This is a genomic window from Paenibacillus sp. FSL W8-0186 (assembly GCF_037969765.1).
Lineage (GTDB): Bacteria > Bacillota > Bacilli > Paenibacillales > Paenibacillaceae > Fontibacillus > Fontibacillus woosongensis.
Genome location: NZ_CP150207.1, coordinates 3,058,805 through 3,083,818 on the forward strand (window position 1 = coordinate 3,058,805; position 25,014 = coordinate 3,083,818).

A 25,014-nucleotide genomic window follows, 5' to 3' on the forward strand; every position below is an offset into this window, starting at 1 on the left:
TATCAATTTATTTAATTTCCCGGCCGCAGCCGATGATGTTATGTGTTATGCTCCATTCGATAAGACGCCAGCGCCGAGCCGTATTTCTCATAATCCTTCTGGTTAAGGATGACACGGTAGACAATGACGTCTTCCTCAATGCTTCTATCGATCACATTCCCTACGCGATATAGCAAGGAAGCAAGATCCCCGCGCTGCGCTGGAATGCGGAACGTAAAAGTCCCTCCGTACAAATGCTGCTGTACCGCTTCCCGGATACGCAGTAGATCGCCTTCATCAAAGGCGCTCACTTTGAGGTATCCCTTTCCGGACGGAAGCATTTCCAGCCGCTCCGGGGAACACATATCCTTCTTGTTGAACAGCACGAGCTGCGGCGTGCTTCCCGCGCCGAGCTGCTCCAGAATCCGCTGCACGATTTCCATCTGATCCTCCCGCATCGGCGAAGAAGCGTCAACGACATGTAAAATAAGGTCCGCTTCGTTCGCTTCCTCCAGTGTGGCCCGGAAGGCGGCAACCAGATCATGCGGCAAATTCTGAATAAAGCCAACCGTATCGGTGATGATGACCTCTTTGCCGCTCGGCAGCTCCAATGAACGGGTGGTCGGATCAAGCGTGGCGAACAGCTGATTTTCGATATATACGTCCGCCGCAGTCAACGCTTTGAGCAGCGTCGATTTGCCGGCGTTGGTGTAACCCACCAATGCCAAATGAACGACGCCCGTCTCCTTGCGGCGTTCCCGGTGCAGCTTGCGGTGGCGGGTCACTTCCTCCAACTGCCGCTTCAGCTCTCCAATACGCCGCCGGATGTGCCGGCGGTCCGTCTCCAGCTTGCTCTCGCCCGGACCGCGGGTGCCGATTCCGCCGCCCAGCCTGGACAAATTTTTGCCATGGCCGGACAGGCGCGGCAGCAAATAGGTGAGCTGAGCCAGCTCCACCTGAATGATCCCTTCCCGCGTCTTTGCGCGCTGGGCGAAAATATCCAAAATCAGCTGCGTCCGGTCAATAATCTTTACATCGAGAATATCCTCGAGATTCCGTACCTGAGCCCCCGACAGCTCCTGGTCGAAGATGACTGTGGTCACATTAAAATCCTGGATTGCTTCGTGCAACTCATCGACCTTCCCTTTGCCGATAAACCATTTCGGATCGGGCTTATCCCGGTTTTGGACAAGGGTGTCCGCCACCTCGACCCCTGCGGTCAGTGCCAGCTGCACCAGCTCATCCATGGAATAGGCGGGGTCGACCCCGCCGTTCTTCACTTCCTGCGTAGTCAGGCTGACCAGGATCGCCCGGTCAGGTAATTCCGTATTCGTCTCGTACAGCGAATTCGTCATTCATCTTTGCTCCTTATAGGCGCCGTTCTTCCTTCAGATCCAGCTTCAAATCCTCCTGCCGCAGCGTCATTAATTCCAGTTTGCCGGGCGATCCGCCGCTGTACTGCGTTAACAGGCGGACCGCTTGGCTGCGAATCGAACGTTCAATGACGTTGCGGACGTATCTGGCATTGCTAAAGGCATGCTCGCCCTCACACTTTTCCCGCAGCAGATGCTGCTTTAATTTGAGTATCGCCTGCGGCATCAGAATATAGTCCCGTTCCTTGGCCATGCCTTCTGAAATTTGGATCAATTGATCGACGGTATAATCTGGAAAATCGATCACGATCGGGAAACGCGAGGGCATCCCCGGATTGCATTGCAAAAAAAAGTCCATTTCATCCGAGTAACCGGCCAGGATAAGGATAAACTGGTTTTTCTGATCCTCCATCGATTTCACCAGCGTGTCGATTGCTTCCTTGCCGAAGTCCTTCTCGCCTCCGCGCGCAAGGCTGTACGCTTCATCGATAAACAGTATGCCGCCCAGCGCTTTCTTAACGAGGTCTCTTGTCTTCTGCGCTGTGTGGCCGATATACTCCCCCACAAGGTCCGCACGCTCCACCTCGATCAAATGGCCTTTGCTCAGCACGCCAAGCCGCTGGAACATCTTCGCGACGATTCTGGCCACCGTAGTTTTGCCTGTGCCCGGATTTCCCTTGAACACCATATGATAGACTTGCGGGTTCGACAGCAACCCTGCTTCTGAGCGCATATCCGTAATTTGCAGCAGCGCATATATTTCATACATTAAGTCCTTAATGTGATTAAGTCCTATGAGTTGGTCTAATTCCTTTTGTATTTCTGCGAACGCACCTTGCTGAGGGATCGCTTTGGCCGTTGACTGGTGCTCAGCCTCCGCTAGGCTCTGCGTAACGACGGGGGGTTCGGGGTTTCGGAGAATTACGTTGATCTGTCTGGAAGGCCTCTCTTCGGAAGATCCGCTTCTGGCCACAACATGCCCTGGCATCGTAGAATCACCTCTTCGTATAAGGGGTAGGATCACTCTCTTCCTCCAGTGTATTCTCTCTTCCGAACCATTATTAGAAGACTATAAATCCAGACCTAGCGCAAGGGCGGCCTGATCCAGCTTCCATTTCGTGTACGCAAGCACTTCGCGAAGCGTATTCGGAACCGGCTTCAGCACATTCGACTTCGTCAGGGACAGCTTTGGATGCTGATAATTCAAGGCATTGGCGATTTCAAGGGAGCGATTCCCGTGAAACGTATGGGTCATGATAAGCGCGGAGACAAGCCCATGCTCCTTCATTATTTCTTGACTGAATTTCAAATTCTCATACGTGCTGGTTGCCTCATTCTCTAGCAGCATAGCTTCCCGAGGGACGCCATGCTCGGCCAAATAATTCGCCATGCCTTCGGCCTCGGTATACTTGTAGCCTTCCTGATCCAAGCCTCCCGTAAGGAGAAACATCTTAAACTTGCCGGCCTCGTACTGCTTAAGGCTATGGCGAAGCCGCTCTTCAAGTCCCGGGCTTGGCCGATCTCCCCACATGGCAGCCCCTAGAACAATGCCGACATCCGCCGGCGGCGTATCCATGGTCGCCAAGGCAGGGCTGCGTTCCACGCTGCCGATCTGTGCCAGCACGTACAGGAACCAGCAAACGCATAACACGGCGAACACGATCCCCCAACGAAGCAGCCGAATGTATAGCGGGCGCCGTTTGCGCCTATCCTGCATGCCTAAATATGAACGATTCCTTGTCCTTCTCCCAAAACGAATCATCTTAACCTCCAGAACGGAACGGCTCGGAATCCATAAAGCCGCTGCGGAAATGCTCAAGGGACATTTCAAAATAAGGGAACTGATGCCGGTTGATTGCGTCCAGCACTTCCCGAGCCGTCTCCATTGCCATATCATAATCCTTCACCGTAATATCGCCCTTGGTCAGCGCTTCATCCAGCTCGTCCTCGTCCATCAGGAATACTTCCCCATTCTTCAGCACAACGATGTCCAAATACAGGTCATCGAACCAGGGAACGCCTTGATCAGTAATGCCTTGATTTTTGCATACATCAATGTACCACTCGACAATTTCGCCCTTGTCATCGAACATCGCCGTGACAACATAGCGGCATCCTTTCGGATAATATTGGAGCCAGGTATAGCCTTTATCCGCAATGCGAAAGGTATGGCCCCCGTAAGTCTTCCACAAGGGATCTCGCAGCGCAAAAATAGTGTACAACGTCACATAGCCGGTAAACCTGTCGCTTTCCACATACTTGGATTTAAATTGACGCTGTGTAATGCGTCGCCAGTTCGCTCGGTCTCCAAATTTTCGCTTCATGGTATAAACCCTTTCAACACAATGTAATCTCAGCTTACCATATTTGAAAGAGAGTCACAAAACTGAAATTATACAATTCAGCAATATTAACTGTTTCTTTCCGCTAAGCAGCAAAAACACCGGCAGTCTTGTTCATAAGACTGCCGGTGTTATCGGTATTGCCTCTAATTATGGCCTTTAGCCTTGCCTTAACCTCCTGTGTTCAACCCTGCGGCAGGATCAGCGAATGGATCAACTAAGCCACCGTCCTCTGGCGGAGGTGTAATCGCACCGCCGCTGCCGGATTCGGCACCGCCGGAGCCGTCGGCTCCTCCGGAATTACCGCTGCCGTCTCCGGTTCCGCCTTGACCAGGAATCGCGCCTGAGCCGCCGTTAGAACCATTGCCATGACCATGGCCGTTCCCGTTCCCGTTCCCGTTGCCCTGGCCATTGCCATGACCATTTCCATTGCCTTGGCCTTGACCTGGGATGTCTTGGCCGTCTCCACCCTGGCCTCCCTCTGGAGCGCCGCCGTTCTGGCCATCATCCGGCGGGAATGGAATCTGCTCTTCCTGCCCTGGGTCGATATCGTCCATCGGTTCCCCTCCGGAAATATCGATTGTTACCTTATTAGACGGGCCGCTCTCGGCATCATTTACCGGATCGTACGCAGTAACGTAATACTCATAGCTCGTTCCCGGCACAACGCTCAAATCCTCGATCGATGCCGTTGCTGCATCCAAATAATAGGTGAATTCGGCTTCTGAGGCTTCCTTACGGTAAATACGGTAGACAGCGCCTTCCTGGTCAACACCGTTCCAATTCAAGGATACCGTCTGCGTATCCTCGCTATAGGAAGCCGTTAGGCCGCTCGGCGTGTCAAGCTGATCCTCAGGCGGCTTCGTCTCCTGCATGTTCTTCGGCACAGGGAAGTCTTTGACTGGAACGCCTTCCAGCGCTTCCTTCATCACGGCCGCGAACAGCGCTGCGGTCTGTCCGCTGCTTCCATTCAGCAAGTGATCTTTATCCGGATTGTCGTAACCCATCCAGACCGCTCCCGTCCATTCCGGCGTATAGCCGACAAACCAGACGTCACGGTTTTTGCTGCTCTTCAGGTTTTTGATGCCATGCTGCGTCGTTCCCGTTTTACCGGCAACCGGCCGGTTAAGGCGGGCTTTCTTCCCCGTTCCCTCGTTAACGACATCCTGCAGCAGCTCCGTCATCTGATACGCGGTCTGCTCCTTAAGCACCTGCTTCTGCTTCGGCGCATCCGCTTTGTGAACCTCTTTGCCGCTATGATCGACAATAGACTTGATCGAGTACGGCTCGTTATATTTCCCCTGGTTCGCAAAAACGCTGAAGGCCGCGGCCATTTCCAGGGTATTCGTTCCATGCGTCAAACCGCCGAGAGCAACCGCCAGGTTGCGGTCGTCCTTATCCATGGTGATGCCCATTTCCGTCGCATATTTCACGCCGGTAGAGACGCCCACCTCATTAAGCAGCCATACCGCAGGAATGTTGATCGATTTCGTTAATGCAGTTCTAAAGCTTATCGTCTTGGAATATGACCCGCCTAGGTTGTTAGGGCAATAGTTGCCGAAACACTGCTTCTCATTGCTAACCATAGAATCGGGAGTAAACTTCCCAGTATCCAGCGCCGGCGCAAAGGAAACGATCGGCTTAAACGTTGAACCCGGCTGCCTCCGGCTGTCGAGACGGCTGAAGCCCTTCCGCTGGTAATCGCGTCCGCCAAGCAGCGCAACCAGACTTCCGTTCTCATGGTTCATAATGACCATCGAGGCCTGAACCTGCTGGTCATCCTTGCTCTTCTCGAAGAAATCGTCGTTCTCAAACGCCTTCTCCAGCGCCTTCTGCGCCTTCATATCCATCGTGGTGTAAATTTTATAACCGCCGCGGTTAAGCTGGTCTTCGGTCATGCCCCACTTGTCCTCGGCTTCATCCAGGACATAATCCTTGAAGGCCTCGAAGCTCTGGCCTTTTGTCGGAGGGACGTAGTCGTACACGACCGCTTTAGCTTCCTCCATCTCTGCTTGGGTAATGTATCCCTGCTCATACATCAGCTGGAGAACAACCGCCCGGCGCTGCATCGACAGCTCCGGATTACGGAGCGGATTGTATTTGGACGGCCCTTTCGGCATCGCCGCCAAGGTGGCCATCTCCCACAACTTCAGATCGTTCAGGTCGCTCTTGCCGAAATAGCGGATCGATGCAGCCTTAATGCCGTACACCGTACCGCCGAAGTTAATCCGGTTCAGGTACAAGGTAATGATTTCATCCTTGGTGTTGTTGCGCTCCAGCGCCATCGCGATCGATACTTCCGTCGCTTTCCGGAAGAATGTTTTGTCGAAGTCCAGGAAAATATTTTTTGCAAGCTGCTGGGTAATCGTACTGCCGCCCTCAACCAGCTTGCGAGCGACGACATCCTTAACGGCGGCCCGGCCGATCGCCCACAGGTCGACACCGTTATGCTCGTAGAATCGTTTGTCCTCCGTCGCAATAAATGCGTCCTTGAGCAGTTTCGGAATTTGCTCGGACGTGACGGGCTCGCTTTTTTCCAGCGACAATTCACCCATCAAGTTGCCGTTGCGGTCGTACACCTTCGACGTCTCGTATACCGTCAGCTTCTCTCTGTTCTCGGCCAATATTTTCTCGCCGTTAATCGTAATATACAGGTAACCCGCAATGGCGCAAAATATAGCTAACGCAATCGTAAAAAACGAAGTCCACAATATTCGTTTAGCCGTCAGCTTCTTCTTTTTCTTGGCTTTCGGCTTCGCCGCCTTCGAATCCGGCCTGCTGCTTCTTTCCAATCTGGAAGGTCTCTTCGTAGACATGGTTATCTCTGACTCCCTTCTTGCCAGTGTCACATTGTACAGGAAAGAAAAGAACAACCTTGTATCAGGTTGCTCCGCTCCATTTCCTATACCATTAAACGTAACAGCTTTAAAAAAGTTTCAACGGGCTTAAGCTTCGCCTTGATTTTCCTGCATCAGCGAAACGTTGCGCTGCGGCTGAAACGTCGAAATCGCATGCTTGTACACCATTTGCTGGCGTCCGTCGCTATCGATCACGATCGTAAAATTATCAAATGCTCTAATCGTCCCTCTAATCTGAAAACCGTTGGTCAAGAAGACGGTAACAGGGATGCTCTCTTTACGCAATTGGTTCAAGAACGTATCTTGGATATTAATGGACTTGTTCATTTGCCGTACCCCCAATAGAAATCATTAGTGTTTTGAATTATATTCAAGATCAGTGGGAAACTTTCCTGCTATTATAGCATGAGCGGCATTTAAATTCCCGGAAAAATTTTGGCCGTCGCCCACGTCGATCCACGAAATGTCCTTCATCCGCCGAAACCAAGAGAGCTGACGCTTGGCGAACCGCCGGGTATCCCTCTTTAATTTCTCTATCGCTTCATGAAGGGGCACACCATCCTGAAGATGTTCAGCCATCTCCTTATAGCCGAGTCCCTGCATGGATACCATATCCCGGTTATATCCTTTATCCAGCAGTCCCTTTACCTCATCTAGCAGTCCGTTAGCGATCATTTCGTCGATTCGCTGTTCAATACGGTTATAAAGCATTTGACGGTCCATTGTCAAACCGATTAAGCACAATTCATAGGGCGACTGCTTACTCTGGCCCTCCAATTGCGACGATAACGTCTCCCCCGTCAGATGATAAATCTCCAGCGCCCGCACGACCCGGCGCACATCATTCGGGTGCAGCCTGGCCGCAGAATCAGGGTCAATGAGGGCTAACTTCCGGTGCAGCGCCTCCACGCCCTCTTCCTCGGCCATGCGTTTATGCGATTCGCGGAATGCCTCATCTATTCCCGCTTCCGTAAATTGATATTCATAGCAGACCGATTCGACATATAAGCCTGTGCCTCCGACAATAAACGGCAGCTTGTTCCGTTCATGGATTTCCGTAATCAGCTGCTTGCTCCATTCCTGGAACTGGGCCACCGAAAACGGCTCATCCGGCTCCAGGACGTCGATGAGATGATGGGGGATTCCCTGTGTCTCCTCCGGGGTAATTTTAGCCGTACCGATATCCATACCCCGGTAGACCTGCATCGAATCGCCGGAAATAATTTCGCAGGAGAAAGCCTTGGCAATCTCGATGCTTAGTTTTGTCTTGCCAACGGCCGTCGGCCCGACAAGGACGAGCAGCCTGGGTTTATGTTGCCTGTTCAAAGGGTAATCACTCCGTACGTTATTTTGGACCGGACGCGCCCCGGGACGCGAAAGCCCAGTCTTTCAAACTCGCCGCTGCTGATTTTTTCTTTCAAAATGACCGTCCTCCGGGCAACGCGGCAGGCTTCGAATATAGCCGCCTCCTCCAGGCAGCTGTTATTGGCGAACGCGCGCAGCGGCGAAATGGAGGAGGATTCCAGCACCGGATCGCGGAACATCGGGTCGAAATAGACGACGTCCGCGCTCTTATCCGGCATTTGTTCAAGGAGCCCCAGATGATGGCCATGCCTTGGCTCAATGCGCCGCAAAGCTTCATCAAAAGGCTGCAGCCCGGACTCATAATAAGCCAATCCTTCGCAAAGCAGCGCCCATAGCGGCAGTGAATCTTCCATCGCAATCACCTTGCCTTCTGGCCCCGCGCCAAGCGAGAACATAATAGAATCCGAACCGAGCCCGGCCGTGCAATCGATGATCGTGTCGCCCGGCCGGACGCCCGCTGCTTCCAGCATCGTGTCCTTCTCGCCTTTAAACAGCCGCTTCGCCCGCACGAACGACATGCTTGGATGGAAGGCCATCGGCTGCTCGCCCGGGCGGTGCAGACGCGCTCCGCCTTCGAGTACGACGAGGATATCCTCGCCGGGATACCGTTCGGTCAGCCGCTTCATCGATGCCCGGTTCCTTGGGACAAAACGGCAGCCGGCCTTGCCTGCAAGGGCGGCGGCACGCTCCACGGCGGCCGGCGCATTGTGCTCTCCGGTCGTAATTATCAATCTTCTTCCTCCGATCACATGACTCGTTTGAACAGCTTCTCTAAATCGTAGGTCGAGAAGCTGACTACAATCGGTCTACCATGCGGACAGGTATACGGCTGCTTGCAGGCTGCCAGCCTCTGGATAAGGGTTGTTGCTTCCTCTGGTGTCAGCTTCTGGTTCGCCTTGATCGATGCCTTGCAGGAGACAAGAATCGAAGACTTCTCCCGCAGCTTCGCCAGGTCGATCTGCCGTTCCTGCAGCACCCACTCGGCCATTTCTTCGATGATGGCCGCCTCCTCCCCCGAAGGGAACCAGTAGGGATGGGAGACGACGCGGAACGTGCCGCCGCCGAAATGCTCCAGTATGACCCCAGCGCTCTCGAACCAGTTCAGCCGTTCCTTGAGCTTCTCGCTTTCCGCTGACGTAAATTCCAGCGTGATCGGAATGAGCAGCTCCTGGGAAGCGTCCGCCGGGTGACCAAATTTCTCATAGAAATATTCATAATTGACACGCTCATGAGCGGCGTGCTGATCGATAAGATACAGCCCGTCCTCGTTCTGCGCGATCAGGTATGTTCCGTGGTGCTGCCCGATCAGGGTCAGCTCCGGGAAGGCCGGAAGCTCCGGCGCCGCCTCTGGCGAGCCGTACAGCGCTTCCGGCATGCGGCCGCCCGCCTGCGGGGCGGTATAACCGCTGCCGCCCCCATAGGCGGCAGCTCCCCCGCGCCCCGCAGGGCGGCCCTGCGGCTGCGGCGCTGGCCGCACAGCCGCGTCGCTCCCGGCCCGCCATCGCGGCCGGGGGAGGCGCTTGCCCCGCCGCCGTAAGGCGGGGCGGCTTCGCGCAGCGCGGCGGAGCCTGCGGCCGTCTCTTGACGGCCGAGGCTGTACGCGCTGCCAGGGCGCTCGGCGCCGCTGGCGGGGCGTTGGTGCTGGGCTTCGCCACCAACGCGGTCCGTGCGGCGCTCCGCGCCCGCCGCAGGCGCAGGCTCCGCTGCTGCGGGGCCTGGCGCTGGGGCGTGCCCCGCGTCTGCGGAGCCGTGCGGGGACAGCCCGGCGCTAGCGGCGTCTGTGCGAGCCGCCGGGAAGTGGAACTGCTCTTGAATAACCGAGCGGTTCGCACCCTTGCCGATGGTCTGCTTCACGACCTGCGGGATCAGCACCTGGCCTTGCAGCAGCCGGCGGATGCTCTCCTCGACGAACGCGTTCAGCTCGGCCTCTTTGCTGAACCTGACCTCGAGCTTGGACGGATGCACGTTCACATCGACCAGGGAAGGGTGCATCTCCAATTGGAGTACGACCAGCGGATAGCGATTGATCGGCAGCAGTGTATGATAAGCCCGCAGAATGGCCTGATACAGTCCCTGGTTGCGAATATACCTGCCGTTCACGATCGTGGACATGCCGCTGCGGTTTGATCGGGTCAGATCAGGCCGCCCGACGAAGCCGCTTATTTTGTAATCCAGATTGTCCGCTGCGATCGGAACCATGGCCCGCGAAGCATTGATCCCGTAAATTGACGCGATCACCTGCAGCAAATCTCCGTTGCCTTGCGTTTGCAGCAGTGTATTGCCGTTATGGCGGAGCGTGATGGCGATCTCAGGGTGTGCCAGCGCCTGACGGTACATCACGTCGGAGATATGCCCGAGCTCCGTCTGGATCGTCTTCATGTATTTCAATCTGGCCGGCGTGTTATAGAACAGCTCCTTGATCGTAATATCCGTTCCTTTCGGGGCGGCCGTTTCCTCGTTCTGCTTCAGGGAGCCGCCTTCGATCACGATGACCCGGCCAAGGCCGCTGTCATTGCTGCTCGTCACTAGCTGCACCTTGGCGACAGCCGCGATACTCGGCAGCGCCTCGCCGCGGAACCCGAGGCTGCGGATTTGGAACAAATCGCGCCCGGAGAGCAGCTTGCTCGTCGCATGGCGATAGAACGCCTTCTCGCAATCCTCCGCCTCGATCCCCGAGCCGTTATCCGTGACCCGGATCAGCTGCAGCCCGCCCTCCTCGACCTGAACGTCAATTTTGCGGGCTCCCGCGTCAACCGCGTTTTCGACCAGCTCCTTGACGACCGAAGACGGGCGCTCCACGACTTCCCCAGCGGCAATCTGGTTGGCAATATGCTCGTCCAGTACAACAATATGGGCCATCATCACTCACCTCTTCCTGCACTTATCTGGGATTTTGTAAGTATAAGATGAACTAATGATCCTCCCGGATTTCTTGGATGATCTCCCTTGCCAGTAAGGGTCTAGTTCACTAAATATTAGCTGATGTACATTAAGATTCTATAGACCATTGTAACGTACACAAGATACCGTACTAGGGTACAAATCCCAAACGTCATATTTTAAATGGAATTCATGCATCTAATAAGGCTCTAAACAATTGTTTTAGGGAAATAGATGGATTTTATACACCTAAAACCAAACATCCAGCCCATCATTGGCAATTTCCCTGCTTCTAACGACATGAAATCCATTTAAATCTATTTTCCCTTTTTTACCGCAGAAACTAACCGCAATAAATCCAATTATTATAAGTTAAACGATAAAAATGAATGGGAGGCAAGAACGTAAATCGCTCCTACAACCGCTATTTCTCCTAGATTTCCTAGATGAAATAGGTTCAAGAGATGTTTTCCCTTCCCTTCGTCCCATTGTGGAGTTCACCTTACATAAATTATAAATTTTTAGCCTTCATCTTCAAATCATTGACCAGCTGCATCGCCTGAAGCGGCGTCATATTCAGCAGATCCGCATTCTTCACCATATTAAGTATGCTGCGCACCTTGGCGTCTTCCTCAGAAGATCTTGCTTTTGCGACCGGCAATTCGTCTCCAAAAATAGAGAGCTGCACGACTTCCCCATTTCCCGGCGGCTCGTTTGGCGCTGAGGAGGATGCCTCCTTCGGGCCCTCGATCTCTTTAGCGGCCGTTGACTGATGCGGTTCCTGCGGCCCCTCGACTCCCTCAGCAGCCGTTGACTTACCCGCTTCCTTCGACCCTTCGACTCCCTCAGCGGCCGTTGACTTACCCGGTTCCTGCGGCGACGCTGCGCTCCAAGCCTGCTTTGCGGTTTCCGCCACGGCTTCCTTCACAGTTTCCGTCCCTGTTTGATGCAGAACTGCGCCGCCAGACCATGCCTCGTCACCAGCCTCGATCTCCTTAAGTACACGCTGCCCTGCCGCCTCACCCTGTAAGCCAGCCTGTGCAAGTCCGCCTGAAAGATTAGCCGATTGTACAGCGACTCCTGAGACTCGTCCATCCGCAGCTTCTGCTGACTGCTGGACGGCCTGCCCGCTTCGGCGCTCAACGCCTCCAGAAGCGACCTCTGCTGCCGCCTGCTCGAAGTCCTGCAGCAGTCCATACGCACGGTCGATGATTCCGCCCGGCAGCCCGGCCAATCTGGCGCAGTAGATGCCGTAGCTTGAATCCGCCGCGCCCGGAATGAGCTTCCGCAGGAAGTGCACCTTGTCTCCTCTCTCCTGTACGGCCATCGAATAATTGCTAAGGCCGGACAGGCTGGATTCCAGATGGGCCAGCTCATGGAAATGCGTGGATACGAGCGCCTTGCAGCCTATATGATCATGGACGTATTCGATAACCGCCTGTGCGATGGCCATACCTTCACTCGTCGACGTTCCGCGTCCGAGCTCATCGATAATGATCAAGCTGCGCGAGGTGGCTTTCTCGGTCATGACCTGAATGTCGGCCATTTCAACCATGAAGGTGCTTTGTCCGCCGATCAAATCGTCGGCCGCGCCGATACGTGTAAAAATCCGGTCAATCATTGGAATTTCCGCCGACGCAGCAGGCACGAAGCTGCCGATTTGCGCCATAATCGATATAAGCGCCACCTGGCGCATGTACGTGCTTTTTCCGGCCATGTTCGGACCCGTAATGAGCAAAATGCTCGCTTCTTCCTGCTGCAGTTTCGTGCTGTTGGCTATGAATGCGGCATCGCTCATAACCGATTCCACGACCGGATGCCGTCCCTGCTCGATGACCATATTATAGCCGTCCGTCAGCACGGGCTTCACAAATCCGCTATCCGCAGCCACCGCGGCAAGGGAACGGTACACATCAATCACGGCCAACTGCTCGGCCAGACGCTGCAGACGGGTGATCTCCCCGCTGATCCGCTCACGCAGCTCGGTGAACAAAGCGTACTCCAGGTCGACCATTTTCTCCTCAGCCTCGAGAATCAGCGTCTCCTTCTCCTTCAGTTCCGGCGTCACGAACCGTTCCGCATTCGCCAACGTCTGCTTCCGCTCGTACCTTCCTTCCGGTAGCAGGGACAAGTTTGCTTTTGTCACCTCAATATAGTAGCCAAACACTTTGTTGTAGCCGATCTTCAGCGATTTGATGCCGGTAGCCTGGCGTTCGGCGGCTTCCAGCTCAGCAATCCAGCGCTTGCCGTTCGTTCCCGCTTCCCGCAGCTCGTCGAGGCGCTCGTGATAGCCTTTTTTGATGATGCCTCCATCACGGACGGATACGGGCGGCTCGTCCGCAATCGCCGCCTCGATTTGATCTGCCAGATCAACGCACTCATCCATCTCTACTGCAACCCGGGCGAGTGTCGTTGAAGCCGAAGCCTGACACAGCGCCTTGATTGCCGGCACCTGGCGCAAGGACTGCTTCAGGGCGATAAGATCGCGCCCGTTGGCGCTGCCAAAGGCAATCCGGCCTACGAGTCGCTCCAAATCATAGATCTGCTTTAAGGCTTCCTTCAAATCCTCCCTCAGTATAAAAGACCCGTACAGATGATCGACCGCCTCCAGCCGTTCCTCGATCAGGCTGCGGTGCAGCAGCGGCTTATCGATCCAGCGCCGCAGCATTCTCGCCCCCATCGACGTCTCTGTCCGGTCCAGCAGCCACAGCAGCGAACCGCGTTTGGATCGTTCACGCACGGTTTCGACCAGTTCCAGATTGCGGCGGGTAAACGGATCAAGAATCATGAAGTTCTCCGGCTCATATGCCGAGATCTTTGTCAACTGCCCGAGGGAACGCTTCTGCGTCTCGCTTAAATAGCCGACCAGCAGCGCCACACAGTCGCGGCGTTCCGGCTCAAGCCGTACCCAAGCCGCCTCTCCGAACTGCTTGCGGCCGAGCTCGTCCTTCGTTTTATCCCACGGCGTATATACGGTCGGTTTGCCGATAGGACTGCTGGACTCGCGCAGCCAATCCAGCAGCGCGCCGTCCCCGATAATTTCGGACGGATCGTATAGCCCAACCTCGTCCCTCAGCCATTCCTTGCTGGCCGGAGCAGAGCTGGCATACAGTTCTCCGGTGGACAGGTCGCAGGAGGCGATAGCCATCATGCCCTGCCGCTCCGTAATGCATAGAATGTAGTTATTCGCCTTCTCGCCGACCGTTTTCCCTTCCATGACCGTACCCGGAGTAACGACCCGCACGATTTCCCGGCGCACTACGCCTTTTGCTTCTGCCGGGTCCTCCGTTTGTTCACAGATCGCAACCTTGTACCCTTTCTCAATTAGCCGGTGAATGTAATTCTCGGCAGAATGGTAAGGAACGCCGCACATCGGAATTTTCTCGTCGGTTCCTCCTGCTCTGGCCGTTAACGTAATTTCCAGTTCTTTTGCAGCCAGTATCGCATCGTCAAAAAACATTTCATAAAAGTCGCCCAGCCGGAAGAAAAGAAACGCATCCTGCGCCTGGGCTTTTACACTCAAATATTGTTGAATCATCGGCGTATAGGTTGCCATGATCATCCTCCATGCCCATTTCGTAGACTTCTATTATATCAAAAGCGCCCTCCGCTTACGAATGATTTTCCAATTTCCAAGACCTGCGAATATCCACCGTCTCGTCCCAGGTTCGCCCAGAGCATGCCGCCTCCATGAACGGCGCAATATAACCCTCATATCGGGGGTAATCCGCCAGCTTTTGGAGATCGGCATACAGCTGTGGCAGCACTTCTCGCAGTTGTTCCTGATTCCCTTGGTAAAAAGCGGCTTGCATTCCTCCGTCGTTCAGCGGCCTGCGGGGCAGTTGGCCCGCATTCCCGGCGATCAGCGCGGCAATCGCGACGACGCCCTTCGTGACTACAGGCGAGATCAGGAAGCTGGGCAATGTCCGATATTCGAATCCCCCATGCGGCTGCAGCCGAAAGTCCCCTAAATAACCGTAAAGCGGGCGCCGCCCGAAGCTCCGGCGATCCTCCATGGCAGCTACAGGCAGCGCCAGATAGTTATCCAGCACCTGCAGCAGCTCGAAGGTCAGAGGAATGCCGCTGAAGTGGATATGCCCGCCTAAAGGAAAACCCCGCTGCGGCATTCCCCCGGCTTGCCACAACAGCTTCTTATCCTCGATGAAGCGGTAAGCGACCCGGAAGGCGTGCAGCAATTGCACGAGCACCTCGCGCGGTTCGACGGCAGGCTGGGGCCGCAGCTCCACAAGCGGAAAGCGGCGCTCCCCCCGGTACCTCAAAGAGTCGCATCCCGCCTCCCCAGCGAACCCTAAATACCGGGAAGCCGGAATCACTTTGCCGGTCGCCCGGTTAAAGAGCAGAAATTCCGGGTCCATCCCCAGGAGCACCGCCGGGCGGCTTTTTTTTGCAGTACCTTGATGCTTCCACAACTCCTCCGCTGTTTGCCACATCGCTTTGGCAGCAAGCATAGCCTGTTCCTCCGTACGGTAATCTGGATTTGCTGTCACCTGCTCGACCGTAAACTTCCCATCCTCGCCAGCCTGAAGTGTCACTTCTCCCATTTCCAGCTGCAAAGCATAAAGCGCCCGGATAGCGGTTTTCTCCAGGCGGCGTTCCAGCAGCGTGCGGCGTCCTTCCTCTCCTTGCGGCAGCGGACGGCGGGTTCCCCCGACACCTAGCTCAGCCATGTAAGTCGCTTTTAAGTGAAAGACTTGAACGACGAAGCGGCGTAGCAGTCTGCGATTGCTGCGCGTGAGCTGAGGTCCCGCTCCGTCAAAAGCCAGGACAGCGTTCAACCCGCTTATGCTTAAGCGCTTCTGCCGTTTCGCAATCGGGCATACGAGAAATTCGTTCAAGTGACCATTGATCGTATGAAAGCTATTGTTCTCGTCTTGCACCTGTGGATTTTTTTCAGAGAACCTGATTTCTATCCATTCCTTTGAGCCTGACAGTGGGCGCCTCGATATGCTTACTGGCCTTACGCCGCTGCCCACCTGGTCCGTTACGGACTGTGACAGCGCCGTTATTGCATCAAGCAGTTTCTGCGCAGATGCTCCGCGGATGATATGAGTCCGCGTTCCGATCGGGCGAAGTCCCTCCATTTTCTCGTCCCCTCCTGTGGCGGCGATGATTGGTGTATATTTTTTATTTTTATACAAAAAGAGGGCAGCCGCCCTCGACGACGCCGCCCCTGCCGCATATATTAGATTATCTTCACCTAGCGCGTGTCCTCCCGAAGCTACAGCTCGTCGTCGAGGAGATCCGGATCCAGATCTTCGTAATCCCCCGGATCAGAACCAAAATCGAACTCCTTGTCTTCGTAACCGCCGCCCGGCACAACGAGGACATTGATCTTCGTTTCAGCGATAAGCTCGACGGCGAACTCCCGCTCTACGCGGATGGATACACGGCCATCCCCAGATACGCCGGCTTCAACGGTGCTCGGTTCCTGCGTTGCCTCCGCGGATACTTCCACCGTTGAAGAGCGGTGCCTGGAGTCTACATAGCTCAGTGGCACGTGCTCTACATAGGAAATCGTCTCTTTGGCTACCTCGGTCTGGGAGTTTTTGCTGAAGGAATACCAGATGTTCACATCGTAACTACCAATAACTTCGATTCCGTCGCCTGCGGAGACCGCCTCATACTGGTGGTTTATAATCCACGCGCCAAGTATGCTGGTCGGTTTATGAGGCGGAGTCACGGTATGGGTTACGGTAGAGAACTTACGACCTTTGCCGCAGATCGCTTTCGTTATAATCTCTCTACTTTGATATTTCGATGACATGTTCGAACCTCCTCCATACATCATTCACTACAATTGTATGCAGGACATAGGCGAATGTTGATTGGACGAAGTAAAATAATAAGAAAAACGTCAATCGACGTACCTTCTAGGAAGACAGACCGCTTTTAAAGGTAGTTTTTCTTGCGATATAAGGATGATGAACCCAGGATGCTTAGACTTGCTTATATCTAAAGAAAAACGTCAATCGAAGTACCTTCTAGGAAGACAGACCGCTCGCGCACCATACAAACATAAGCCCGAGCGCAGAATCTTATGTCTTAGAAAACGTGGGAACTTTATCTTTTTTGGCAATTTCCAGATACATCGCCAGCTCGCGGCAGATTTGTAGTACAGCGGAGCGAACTTCGAATTCCTCTCTCGTGGAGGGCAGCTCCATTTTTTTGAATTCCTGTTCCCACTCTGCAAGCATAGCCTCCGTTCGGCCCGTATATTCCTCTTTGGTCACATCCAGGCTCAATCGCTCGAACAGCAGGGCGGCGATATCCGTTTGCGGCATCCGCTGAAACACCTGCGCAATGAGCTCCAGCATCGATTCGATCCGCTCCAGCTGCTGCTTGCGCATGTAGAAGTACACACTCCACGATTCATCAGGCGAAACAAGCTGGTTCTCCAGCGCGCGCTTCGCTCTGGCGAGCCCGTCCTTGATTAGAGAGGAGGCCTCAATCAATTCTTTGCCGTCCCATACATGCTGCGGATGGTGAAGTGTCAGGGCAATGTGGCTAAAAATTTCCGCGAACAGCTCGTCGATTTTATGACGAATTTCGCTTAATTTATGCTGTTCATTCGGCATGTAGATGAGATTCACGGCCATCGCCGAACCCAGTCCGATCAATAGCAGCTCGATTTGCGTCAGCATCACATGCAAACTTAGCTCCTCCCCGCCAAAAACGCGAAATACGACAACGGAGCTCGTTACGATTCCTTCCTTGAAATGCGCGCGCGACATGAGCGGGAAAGCGATCAATATGTACAGGACAAGCACCCAAATATGGAAGCCCAGGATAAAGAATAAGCCGAACGCGAGCAGCAGCCCGAGAACCGAAGCGAAAAAACGGGAAGACACCGTTAGCAGGCTCCGCTTCCGCGTCACATCCACACCTAAAATTGCTAGCAGCCCTGCCGACAGCGCCCCTTGAATATTAAACGCATCTGCGATAATAATAGCGATTAGCGTTGCAATCGCCGTTTTTATGACTCGAAACCCCATGCCATCACCCTTTATAGAACAAAGATTAGTTTGAAAAAATACGTTCACTTGATTATGCTGCCACTAGGCATTTTATTAGTATCGTACTAGGTTTGCGGCAAAAGCACAGTGACAATTCTGATGCTAAGCACGGCTAAGCCTCAGCATCTGAAATCCCTCTAACCGCTCACTCGTTCCGATAGTTCCTACAGCCCCAACAACTCCAAGCAAGCCAACAGCTCCAGTGGATTCCCATGGTTCCCGCGTCACTACTTCCATTAGTTACATCATTATTTCCATTAGTTCAGGTAGTTGCGTTAGTTGCGGTTGTTGCGGTAGTTCGGTTGTTGCGGTAGTTGCGGTTGTTGCGGTAGTTGCGGTTGTTGCGGTAGTTGCGGTTGTTGCGGTAGTTCGGTGGTTCCGGTGGTTCCAGTGCCGATAGTTCGGTGGTTCCGGTGGCTCCGGTAGTTCCAGTGCCGGTAGTTCGGTGGTATCGGTAGTTCCGTTAGTTTCTGAATTTGTTGTAGTCAACGCCGCCGGAGTTTCATTACTTAGACGGGTCCTAGCGGACCCAGAAGCCCTTATTTACCGCAAAAGAGTGCTTTCCCGTTCCCTTACGGACCCAGAAGCCCTTATCCCGCTACTTTTGCTCTATTTCGGGCCCGTTTTCTTGAAATAGCTTCCCCTGTGTCCGTTACTACTATATTTTACCCCATTTTGCACAAATAGCGGAACGTAGGTCCGTAAGCAACTTTTCCGTAAGCAACTTCTTGCCATAAGCAACTACTTTCCATAAGCTACTGCTTGTTGTCGGTTTCGATCCACATACTCCTTCTCCCCCTCTTCTACCAGAGCCTGTCCCTTTACCGTGCCCCGGCCGCACTTCAATTACTTGCGTCTACTTCTAGATTCGCCTTCCATCAACTAGTTCCATTCAAAAAACCTCCCCAACCCCACACCGGTCGAGCTGAGCTGTCCTCGAACGTCATGAAATCGGGAAGGCGAGCTTGCATGCACAACGATCTAGCGCTCGCGCACGAGCTTGCGCTCGATATAGACGACAAACTGGTACATGGCGGTAGCTACGAGCGCAATAATAACGAGGCTGGACAGTACCAGCGTGAAATTGAATACTTGAAAGCCGTAGACGATCAAATAGCCCAGGCCTATTTTGGCGACCAGAAACTCGCCGACGATCACGCCTACCCAGGCCATGCCGACGTTCACTTTGAGCGTGGAGACAATGGTCGGAAACGAGGCGGGCAATATCGCCTTGCGGAACACGTCCTGGCGGCTGCCGCCGAAGGTGCGGATTACTTTCGTGTAGTTGGCATCAACTTCATTGAAGCTCGTGTATACGACAAGCGTAGTAACAATGACCGTTATGGACAAGGTCGTGACGACGATCGCGGTAAATCCGGCACCGAACAGCACGATGAATATCGGGCCTAAGGCGACCTTCGGCATACTGTTGAAGACGACCATATAGGGATCAAGCACTTTGGACAGAAACGGTGACCACCAGATGACGACGGCAAGCAGCGTCCCGATCAGCGTGCCTAGCAGGAAGCCGACCACGGTCTCGGATACTGTCATCGCAAGATGCGGCCAGAGCTCCCCGCTGACGATGTCTTTCACAATTTGCTGCCCTACCTTGGAGGGATAACTGAAAATCAGCACATCGATCCACTTCAGCTGCCCGGCTATTTCCCAGAGGAGTATGCACAGCAGCAATATGCTGGCCTGAACAGCAAATACGCCCTGTTTCATTCTTCGTTTGGCCAGCAGATGCTGCTGCCATTTCTGCGCCAGCCAAGTCTGCGAATCCACACCCTTACGGTTATGGCGATCCTTGTCGGTAAGATAGTCTAAGCGCTGCTCCTCCCTACTCATCAGACTCACTCCCTTCTTTCGGACGCTTCAAGTTCTCCCCAAATTTCATGGAACAGTGCATTGAATCCCGGCTCCTCACGCGCATAAAACGGCAGTGCCTCGCGTATATTCTTCGGCACTTCAAACACGCTGCGAATTCTGCCCGGCTTGGAGCCCAGCACAATGACCCGGTCGCTCACTGCAATCGCTTCGGATAAATCATGCGTTACGAGGATGCCGGTTTTTCTTCGCTGCTTGAGCGTATCGACTACGAGATCCTCCAGCTGAAGCTTCGTCTGGTAATCGAGCGCGGAAAAGGGTTCATCCAGCAGCAGTAAGTCCGGGTTCGTCGCCAGTGTTCTGGCCAGCGCCACCCGCTGCCTCATTCCCCCGGACAACTGATGCGGATAGAGCTGGGCTGTCCCGGACAGTCCCATCCCCTCCAGCAGCTCCTCGGCCAGTTCCGCGCTTTGCTTGGTGAGGCGATTCGTTAATTCAAGACCGAGCAGAACATTATCGACAATACTCCGCCACGGAAACAGATAATCCTGCTGCAGCATATAGCCTACCTCGGGCGTAGGCCCGGTTACAGGCTTGCCATGGAGCAGCACCAGCCCTCTGGAGGTGGAGATCAGCCCGGCCATAAGGGACAGCAGCGTCGTCTTGCCACAGCCGCTCGGACCGACCAAGCTGACCAATTCCCCGTCCTCCACGGACAGATTCATATCCTGGAGTGCCAGCGTCGCTGCATGATCCGTTACGTAGGCAAGATCAACATCCTTCAGTTGAATGACAGGCACCATGCGGTTGATCACCTTCCTCTCCTCATGGCGATGGGGATGCCTGAACAGCAGCTTCGGCATATTTGTTGTCCGCCAGTTCAGCCACGGATACCCGTTCCTTTAATTCTCCCGCCCCTTCCATGACGTCCAGCAGATTATTCCATGCCTCCTCGGCGATGGCCGGCGATTCCGCATAGGAGCCCTGCTCCAGATAACGCTTTACAGCGCTCTCGAGAATATCCAGATCGGTATCTTTGAAATAAGGCGATATCACTTTGGCCGTTTCCGCTGGCGTATGCTCCTGCACCCATTTTTGCGCCTGATGGACCGCGTTCGTGAACTTCTGGACGATCTCGTCATTTTTCTTCATGTAGCTCTGCTTTGTCATGAATACGGTATAAGGCAGCCGCCCGCTCTCCGTACCAAAGGATACGATGACATGGCCCTTGCCCTCCCGCTCGAAAATCGAGGCCTGCGGCTCGAAGAGCTGGACAAACTGCCCTGTTCCAGAGGCGTAGGCGGCAGCGATATTGGCGAAATCGACGTTCTGGATCAGTTCCAAATCACTTTGAGGATCAATGCCATGCTTGCGCAGCGTGAATTCTCCAGCCATCTGCGGCATTCCGCCCTTGCGCTGCCCAAGAAATACCGCCCCCTGGAGCTGTGACCAGTCAAAATCATCCATCGGCTCCCTGGATACTAGAAAAGTGCCATCTGTCTGCGTCAGCTGCGCGAAGTTGATCACCGGATCTTCCGCTCCCTGCTGATAGACATATATCGAGGTTTCGGCTCCGACCAGCGCCACATCAATCGCACCAGACAATAGAGCCGTCATCGTCTTATCGCCCCCGGCTGTCGTCTGCAGCTCCACATTCAATCCTTCCTCTTTGAAAAAACCTTTCTCCAAAGCGACATACTGCGGCGCATAAAATACAGAGCGCGTCACTTCTCCGATCCTTACTTTATGCGTCTGTCCGTCCCCTCCGCAGCCGCCAAGCAGCGCAAGGAAGATGAATAGCGGTGCAATCCAGCCTGCGGCATAACGCATAACCCTCATATCCGTCACCTCTTTCTTATTGAAGCTTTAGTAAAGAATATGCGAATGCCCTTGATTTGGTTATGACATGCACAAAGAGGCCGCCGCTAACGATATGTCGTATATCCTTAGCGACGGCCCCTGGTTTGGAGATTGAAGCCTATGCGGCTTCCATTCTGTATTCTATTGTTTCCATGGATCTAGGGTTGGTCTAGTGATTAATCTAATGGTCATTGCAGCCCGTAGATCGCTTTGTACTTCTGCTCCAAATATTCGGCCAAATAATCCGGATTCAAATCCTCGCCGGTGACCCGTTTGATGATTTCCGCCGGTTTTTGGCTTTTTCCATATTTATAGATTTGCTCGGTCAGCCACTCCTTAATCGGGGCGAAGTTCCCTTCGGCGATCAGCTCGTCAAAGTTCGGCAGCTGTTTGCGCATCGTATGCACGATTTGCGCCGCATACATGTTGCCCAGCGCATAGGATGGGAAATAACCGAAGCTGCCGCCGGACCAATGTACATCCTGCAGTACGCCAAGGCTGTCATTCGGCGGCGTAAGCCCAAGATAAGCCTGGTACTTCTCGTTCCACACCTTCGGCAGATCATTGACCGACAAGCCTTCATTGAACAGCTGCTTCTCGATTTCATAACGGATAATGATATGGAGGTTGTAGGTCAACTCATCCGCCTGGATGCGGATTAACGAGTTCTCGACCCGGTTAATCGCCTTGTAAAATTCATCTACTGTAACGTCCTTTAGCTGCTCTGGAAAATGCTGCTGCAGATCGCCGTAGTATCGTGTCCAGAACTCCCGGCTCCGGCCGATGAAGTTCTCCCACAGCCGGGACTGGGATTCATGGATTCCCATGGACGCCCCTTCCCCAAGCGGGGTTCCCGCAAGGCCAGAATCCACATTCTGCTCGTACAGAGCATGCCCGCCCTCATGCAGGGAGCTGAACAAGGCAAAGGTCACGTCATCCTGCATATAGCTTGTCGTAATCCGAACGTCTCCCTGATTTAAAGTAATCTCAAAAGGATGCACGCTCTCGTCCACGCGGCCGGCTTCGAAATCATAACCAATTTGCTCCAGCATGAACATGCCAAATTTCTCCTGCTGCGCCTTATCGAACAATTGATTCATAAAAGGAGCCTGCGGCTGGCTGGATGCCCCGTTGATCGCTTCCACCAATGGTACAAGACGATCCCTTAACTGGCCGAACACTTGATCCAGCTTCTCTACCGTCAAATCCGGTTCATACAGATGGAGCAGCGTATCATAACGCGTCGCCTTCGGCCCCCAATAATCGATAAATTCACTCGTCTTTTCTACGATCTGCCCCAAATAAGGCTCGAACCCGGCGTAATCGCCGTTTTCCTTGAAATCCTCCCATAGCGTCTCCGCTAGAGCGGTGAGCTCGGTATATTCTTGATATTTATGAGGCGGAATCTTCACGCTGCGGTCGTATTCCTCTTGGGTGACCGTAATGATCCGCTGTTTTATTTCGTCAAGCTCGCTATATACGGCCGGGGAATTCAATTCTGCGAGCATTTTTCCCATTTCCTCCGATGTCTGAAGCTTGAATGCTTCCGTCATCAGCACGCCGATCGCTTCGGAACGGCCCTGTGCCCCCTTCTTCGGCGCGCCGGTGCGAAGATCCCAATGCATCAGCGCTACAGCTTCATGATAGCTTTTGATTTTGTGTAGTAGTCCTTGAAATTGTTCCCATGTTGAAGCGGTTGTCTGATTCATATTGTTTCCCACCTCTATCCAGAAATTTAACTTCTCCTCTTGATGATACTTTTTACAAACCGTATAATCAAATTTTGAAACCATGTTTTTTGTGATGATTCCGATACGAATGATCTCGTTAGTCGCAACCTAAGTAAAGGAGCTTTCCCATGAAATTGACTCTGGATTTCGCAGCTGACCGCATCATTCACGAGTTGCTAGGCGAACGGCCAGGCCATTTGCGCCTCGTTTATGACATGGAGGGCTGCGGATGCGGAATGAGCGGCATCCCGGGACTGGAGCTCGTCAGCGAGCCGGGTCCGCAAGATATCAAAGTGGAATGCGATTCGTATCCCATTTGGATAAACCGTCAGCAAGCCATTTTTTTTGAGGAAAAATTGTTCCTTCAGGGAGATCAGTCCAGCAGAACCTTCCGTTTAGAAGGCGTCTCCCAGCTGTACAAAGCGAATATGCGTCTTGCCGATCGTCGTGAGGAAGCAAATCAGAATTAGATAACAGCAATTAAGGAGGTAACAACTATGAGTCAAATTGAAACAATCATGGAGCATAACAAGAAATTCGTCCAGGACAAGGAATACGAAGCGTACATCACGGACAAGTTCCCGGACAAGAAAATCGCCATCGTCACCTGCATGGATACACGGCTAGTCGAGCTGCTGCCTAAAGCCATGAACCTGCGGAACGGCGACGCGAAAATCATCAAAAATGCCGGCGCTGTCATTTCCCAGCCTTTCGGATCCGTTATGCGGAGTCTGCTGGTCGCCATTTATGAGCTTCAAGCGGAGGAAGTATTCATCGTCGGTCACACCGGCTGCGGTATGGCTTCATTGAACTCGGAGCATATGATCGGCGAAATCAAGCAACGCGGAATTTCCGACGACGTGCTGAACACCCTGGAGAACTCCGGAATTAAGCTGAGAAAATGGCTGCGCGGCTTCAGCAACGAAAAAGAAGGCGTCACCCATACCGTCGAAATCGTGAAAAAACACCCGCTGCTGCCGCCAAACATCCCGGTTCACGGCCTGCTGATCGATTCCACGACCGGTGAGCTGGAGATCGTGGTTAACGGAAGTGAAGAAAACAGCCATTCATAATCTAGCATTTCTATAACTACCGTGAATAATTATTCCTATTAATGCATATTTATAAATGAGCTGTCGGCCTCGAACCGGCGGCTTATTTTCTTGTTCGCTTGAATGTGAAACGTATCACTTTGTTAAAAATCCTTCATAATGTGTTCATATTGCGTTCATTTAACCGTGCTATACTCTCCGTAAAGTTAGAACGAACTACTTTTAAAGGAGACTTCATCATGAAAAAATTGTATTATACGTCCTTCTTCTACGCCATTCTCGGCCTGCTTGCCGGCGTAGCCTATCGCGAAATCACCAAGCATAGCGACTTCACCGGGCAGACCGTTCTCGTGGCCCTTCATACGCATATTTTGGTGCTGGGCTTCCTCTTCTTCACCGTCGCCCTGATCCTGGCCAAGCTGTTCCAGGTGCATGAAGCAAAATCATTCGGAGCCTGGTATATCGTGTACAACCTCGGGCTTATTATTTCCATCGCCGCCATGGCAGTTCGCGGCATGCTGCAAATCAACGGCACCGACATCAGCTTCCTGCCGCACATCGCCGGACTCGGCCACACGATTCTGGCCGCAGGCATCATCTGGCTGCTGCTCCTGTTGCGGAAGAGAATTCAATAGATTTGGAACAAGCGGTTGCTGAATCAGCAGCCGCTTGTTTTTGGATTTATATTCAAAAGTCCCAAACATCTGCGTT

The 25,014-nt window shown here is 53.5% G+C and carries 19 protein-coding genes and 1 pseudogene; 3 read left to right on the top strand and 17 right to left on the bottom strand.

All coding sequences use genetic code 11. The features are described 5' to 3' along the window. Positions 1-38: 38 nt before the first annotated feature. The 17 genes and pseudogenes from hflX to MKX50_RS13870 all read right to left on the bottom strand — a co-directional run bounded on the left by hflX (position 39) and on the right by MKX50_RS13870 (position 23,230). Entirely contained in the window at positions 39-1,334 is a 1,296-nt protein-coding gene (hflX, locus tag MKX50_RS13790) for a GTPase HflX (protein ID WP_339157218.1), read from the bottom strand. A gap of 13 nt (positions 1,335-1,347) precedes the next feature. Beyond that, a complete protein-coding gene (locus MKX50_RS13795; protein WP_213592134.1) occupies positions 1,348-2,340 on the bottom strand; it encodes an AAA family ATPase in 993 nt (330 codons plus the stop codon). Positions 2,341-2,421: 81 nt separating this feature from the next. Then, on the bottom strand, positions 2,422-3,114 hold the full coding sequence (locus tag MKX50_RS13800; protein WP_283924776.1) for a YdcF family protein: 693 nt from the start codon (positions 3,112-3,114) through the stop codon (positions 2,422-2,424). Position 3,115: 1 nt separating this feature from the next. Then, entirely contained in the window at positions 3,116-3,676 is a 561-nt protein-coding gene (locus MKX50_RS13805; RefSeq protein WP_213592132.1) for a DUF402 domain-containing protein, read from the bottom strand. A 188-nt stretch (positions 3,677-3,864) separates the two neighbouring features. Continuing rightward, entirely contained in the window at positions 3,865-6,510 is a 2,646-nt protein-coding gene (locus MKX50_RS13810; RefSeq protein WP_339157219.1) for a PBP1A family penicillin-binding protein, read from the bottom strand. Positions 6,511-6,639: 129 nt separating this feature from the next. After that, entirely contained in the window at positions 6,640-6,879 is a 240-nt protein-coding gene (gene hfq / locus MKX50_RS13815) for an RNA chaperone Hfq (RefSeq protein ID WP_213592129.1), read from the bottom strand. Between the two features lie 24 nt (positions 6,880-6,903). Further along, positions 6,904-7,878, bottom strand: coding sequence for a tRNA (adenosine(37)-N6)-dimethylallyltransferase MiaA (gene miaA, locus MKX50_RS13820; RefSeq protein WP_213592127.1), 975 nt, complete (start codon positions 7,876-7,878; stop codon positions 6,904-6,906). After that, positions 7,875-8,648: a class I SAM-dependent methyltransferase gene (locus MKX50_RS13825; protein WP_213592125.1), complete on the bottom strand. Its 774-nt coding sequence runs from the start codon at positions 8,646-8,648 to the stop codon at positions 7,875-7,877. Before MKX50_RS13825 ends, miaA begins: the two co-directional genes overlap by 4 nt. Positions 8,649-8,662: 14 nt before the next feature. Further along, a pseudogene (gene mutL, locus MKX50_RS13830) lies at positions 8,663-10,776 on the bottom strand (DNA mismatch repair endonuclease MutL). Positions 10,777-11,308: 532 nt separating this feature from the next. Beyond that, the gene (gene mutS, locus MKX50_RS13835; protein ID WP_339157220.1) at positions 11,309-14,353 is read right to left on the bottom strand and encodes a DNA mismatch repair protein MutS; all 3,045 of its coding nucleotides are present in this window, start codon (positions 14,351-14,353) and stop codon (positions 11,309-11,311) included. A gap of 55 nt (positions 14,354-14,408) precedes the next feature. Next, entirely contained in the window at positions 14,409-15,956 is a 1,548-nt protein-coding gene (locus tag MKX50_RS13840) for a hypothetical protein (protein WP_339157221.1), read from the bottom strand. Positions 15,957-16,036: 80 nt separating this feature from the next. Continuing rightward, the gene (cotE, locus tag MKX50_RS13845) at positions 16,037-16,582 is read right to left on the bottom strand and encodes an outer spore coat protein CotE (protein ID WP_155612958.1); all 546 of its coding nucleotides are present in this window, start codon (positions 16,580-16,582) and stop codon (positions 16,037-16,039) included. 271 nt (positions 16,583-16,853) lie between these two features. Then, the gene (locus tag MKX50_RS13850) at positions 16,854-17,810 is read right to left on the bottom strand and encodes an aromatic acid exporter family protein (RefSeq protein WP_213592121.1); all 957 of its coding nucleotides are present in this window, start codon (positions 17,808-17,810) and stop codon (positions 16,854-16,856) included. Positions 17,811-18,812: 1,002 nt separating this feature from the next. Further along, positions 18,813-19,559, bottom strand: coding sequence for an ABC transporter permease (locus tag MKX50_RS13855; RefSeq protein WP_244996569.1), 747 nt, complete (start codon positions 19,557-19,559; stop codon positions 18,813-18,815). Between the two features lie 128 nt (positions 19,560-19,687). Next, on the bottom strand, positions 19,688-20,464 hold the full coding sequence (locus MKX50_RS13860) for an ABC transporter ATP-binding protein (protein ID WP_339160123.1): 777 nt from the start codon (positions 20,462-20,464) through the stop codon (positions 19,688-19,690). A 22-nt stretch (positions 20,465-20,486) separates the two neighbouring features. After that, complete coding sequence (locus MKX50_RS13865; RefSeq protein WP_339160124.1) at positions 20,487-21,491, bottom strand: ABC transporter substrate-binding protein; 1,005 nt, start codon at positions 21,489-21,491, stop codon at positions 20,487-20,489. 218 nt (positions 21,492-21,709) lie between these two features. Next, positions 21,710-23,230, bottom strand: coding sequence for a carboxypeptidase M32 (locus MKX50_RS13870; protein ID WP_213592116.1), 1,521 nt, complete (start codon positions 23,228-23,230; stop codon positions 21,710-21,712). Positions 23,231-23,379: 149 nt separating this feature from the next. Between MKX50_RS13870 and MKX50_RS13875 the strand changes: the two genes are divergently transcribed. The 3 genes from MKX50_RS13875 to MKX50_RS13885 all read left to right on the top strand — a co-directional run bounded on the left by MKX50_RS13875 (position 23,380) and on the right by MKX50_RS13885 (position 24,938). After that, positions 23,380-23,721, top strand: a complete 342-nt coding sequence (locus MKX50_RS13875) for an iron-sulfur cluster biosynthesis family protein (RefSeq protein WP_339157222.1) — start codon at positions 23,380-23,382, stop codon at positions 23,719-23,721. A 27-nt stretch (positions 23,722-23,748) separates the two neighbouring features. Beyond that, positions 23,749-24,324: a carbonic anhydrase gene (locus tag MKX50_RS13880; RefSeq protein ID WP_155612751.1), complete on the top strand. Its 576-nt coding sequence runs from the start codon at positions 23,749-23,751 to the stop codon at positions 24,322-24,324. 218 nt (positions 24,325-24,542) lie between these two features. After that, entirely contained in the window at positions 24,543-24,938 is a 396-nt protein-coding gene (locus MKX50_RS13885; protein WP_339157223.1) for a DUF2871 domain-containing protein, read from the top strand. Positions 24,939-25,014: the final 76 nt, after the last annotated feature.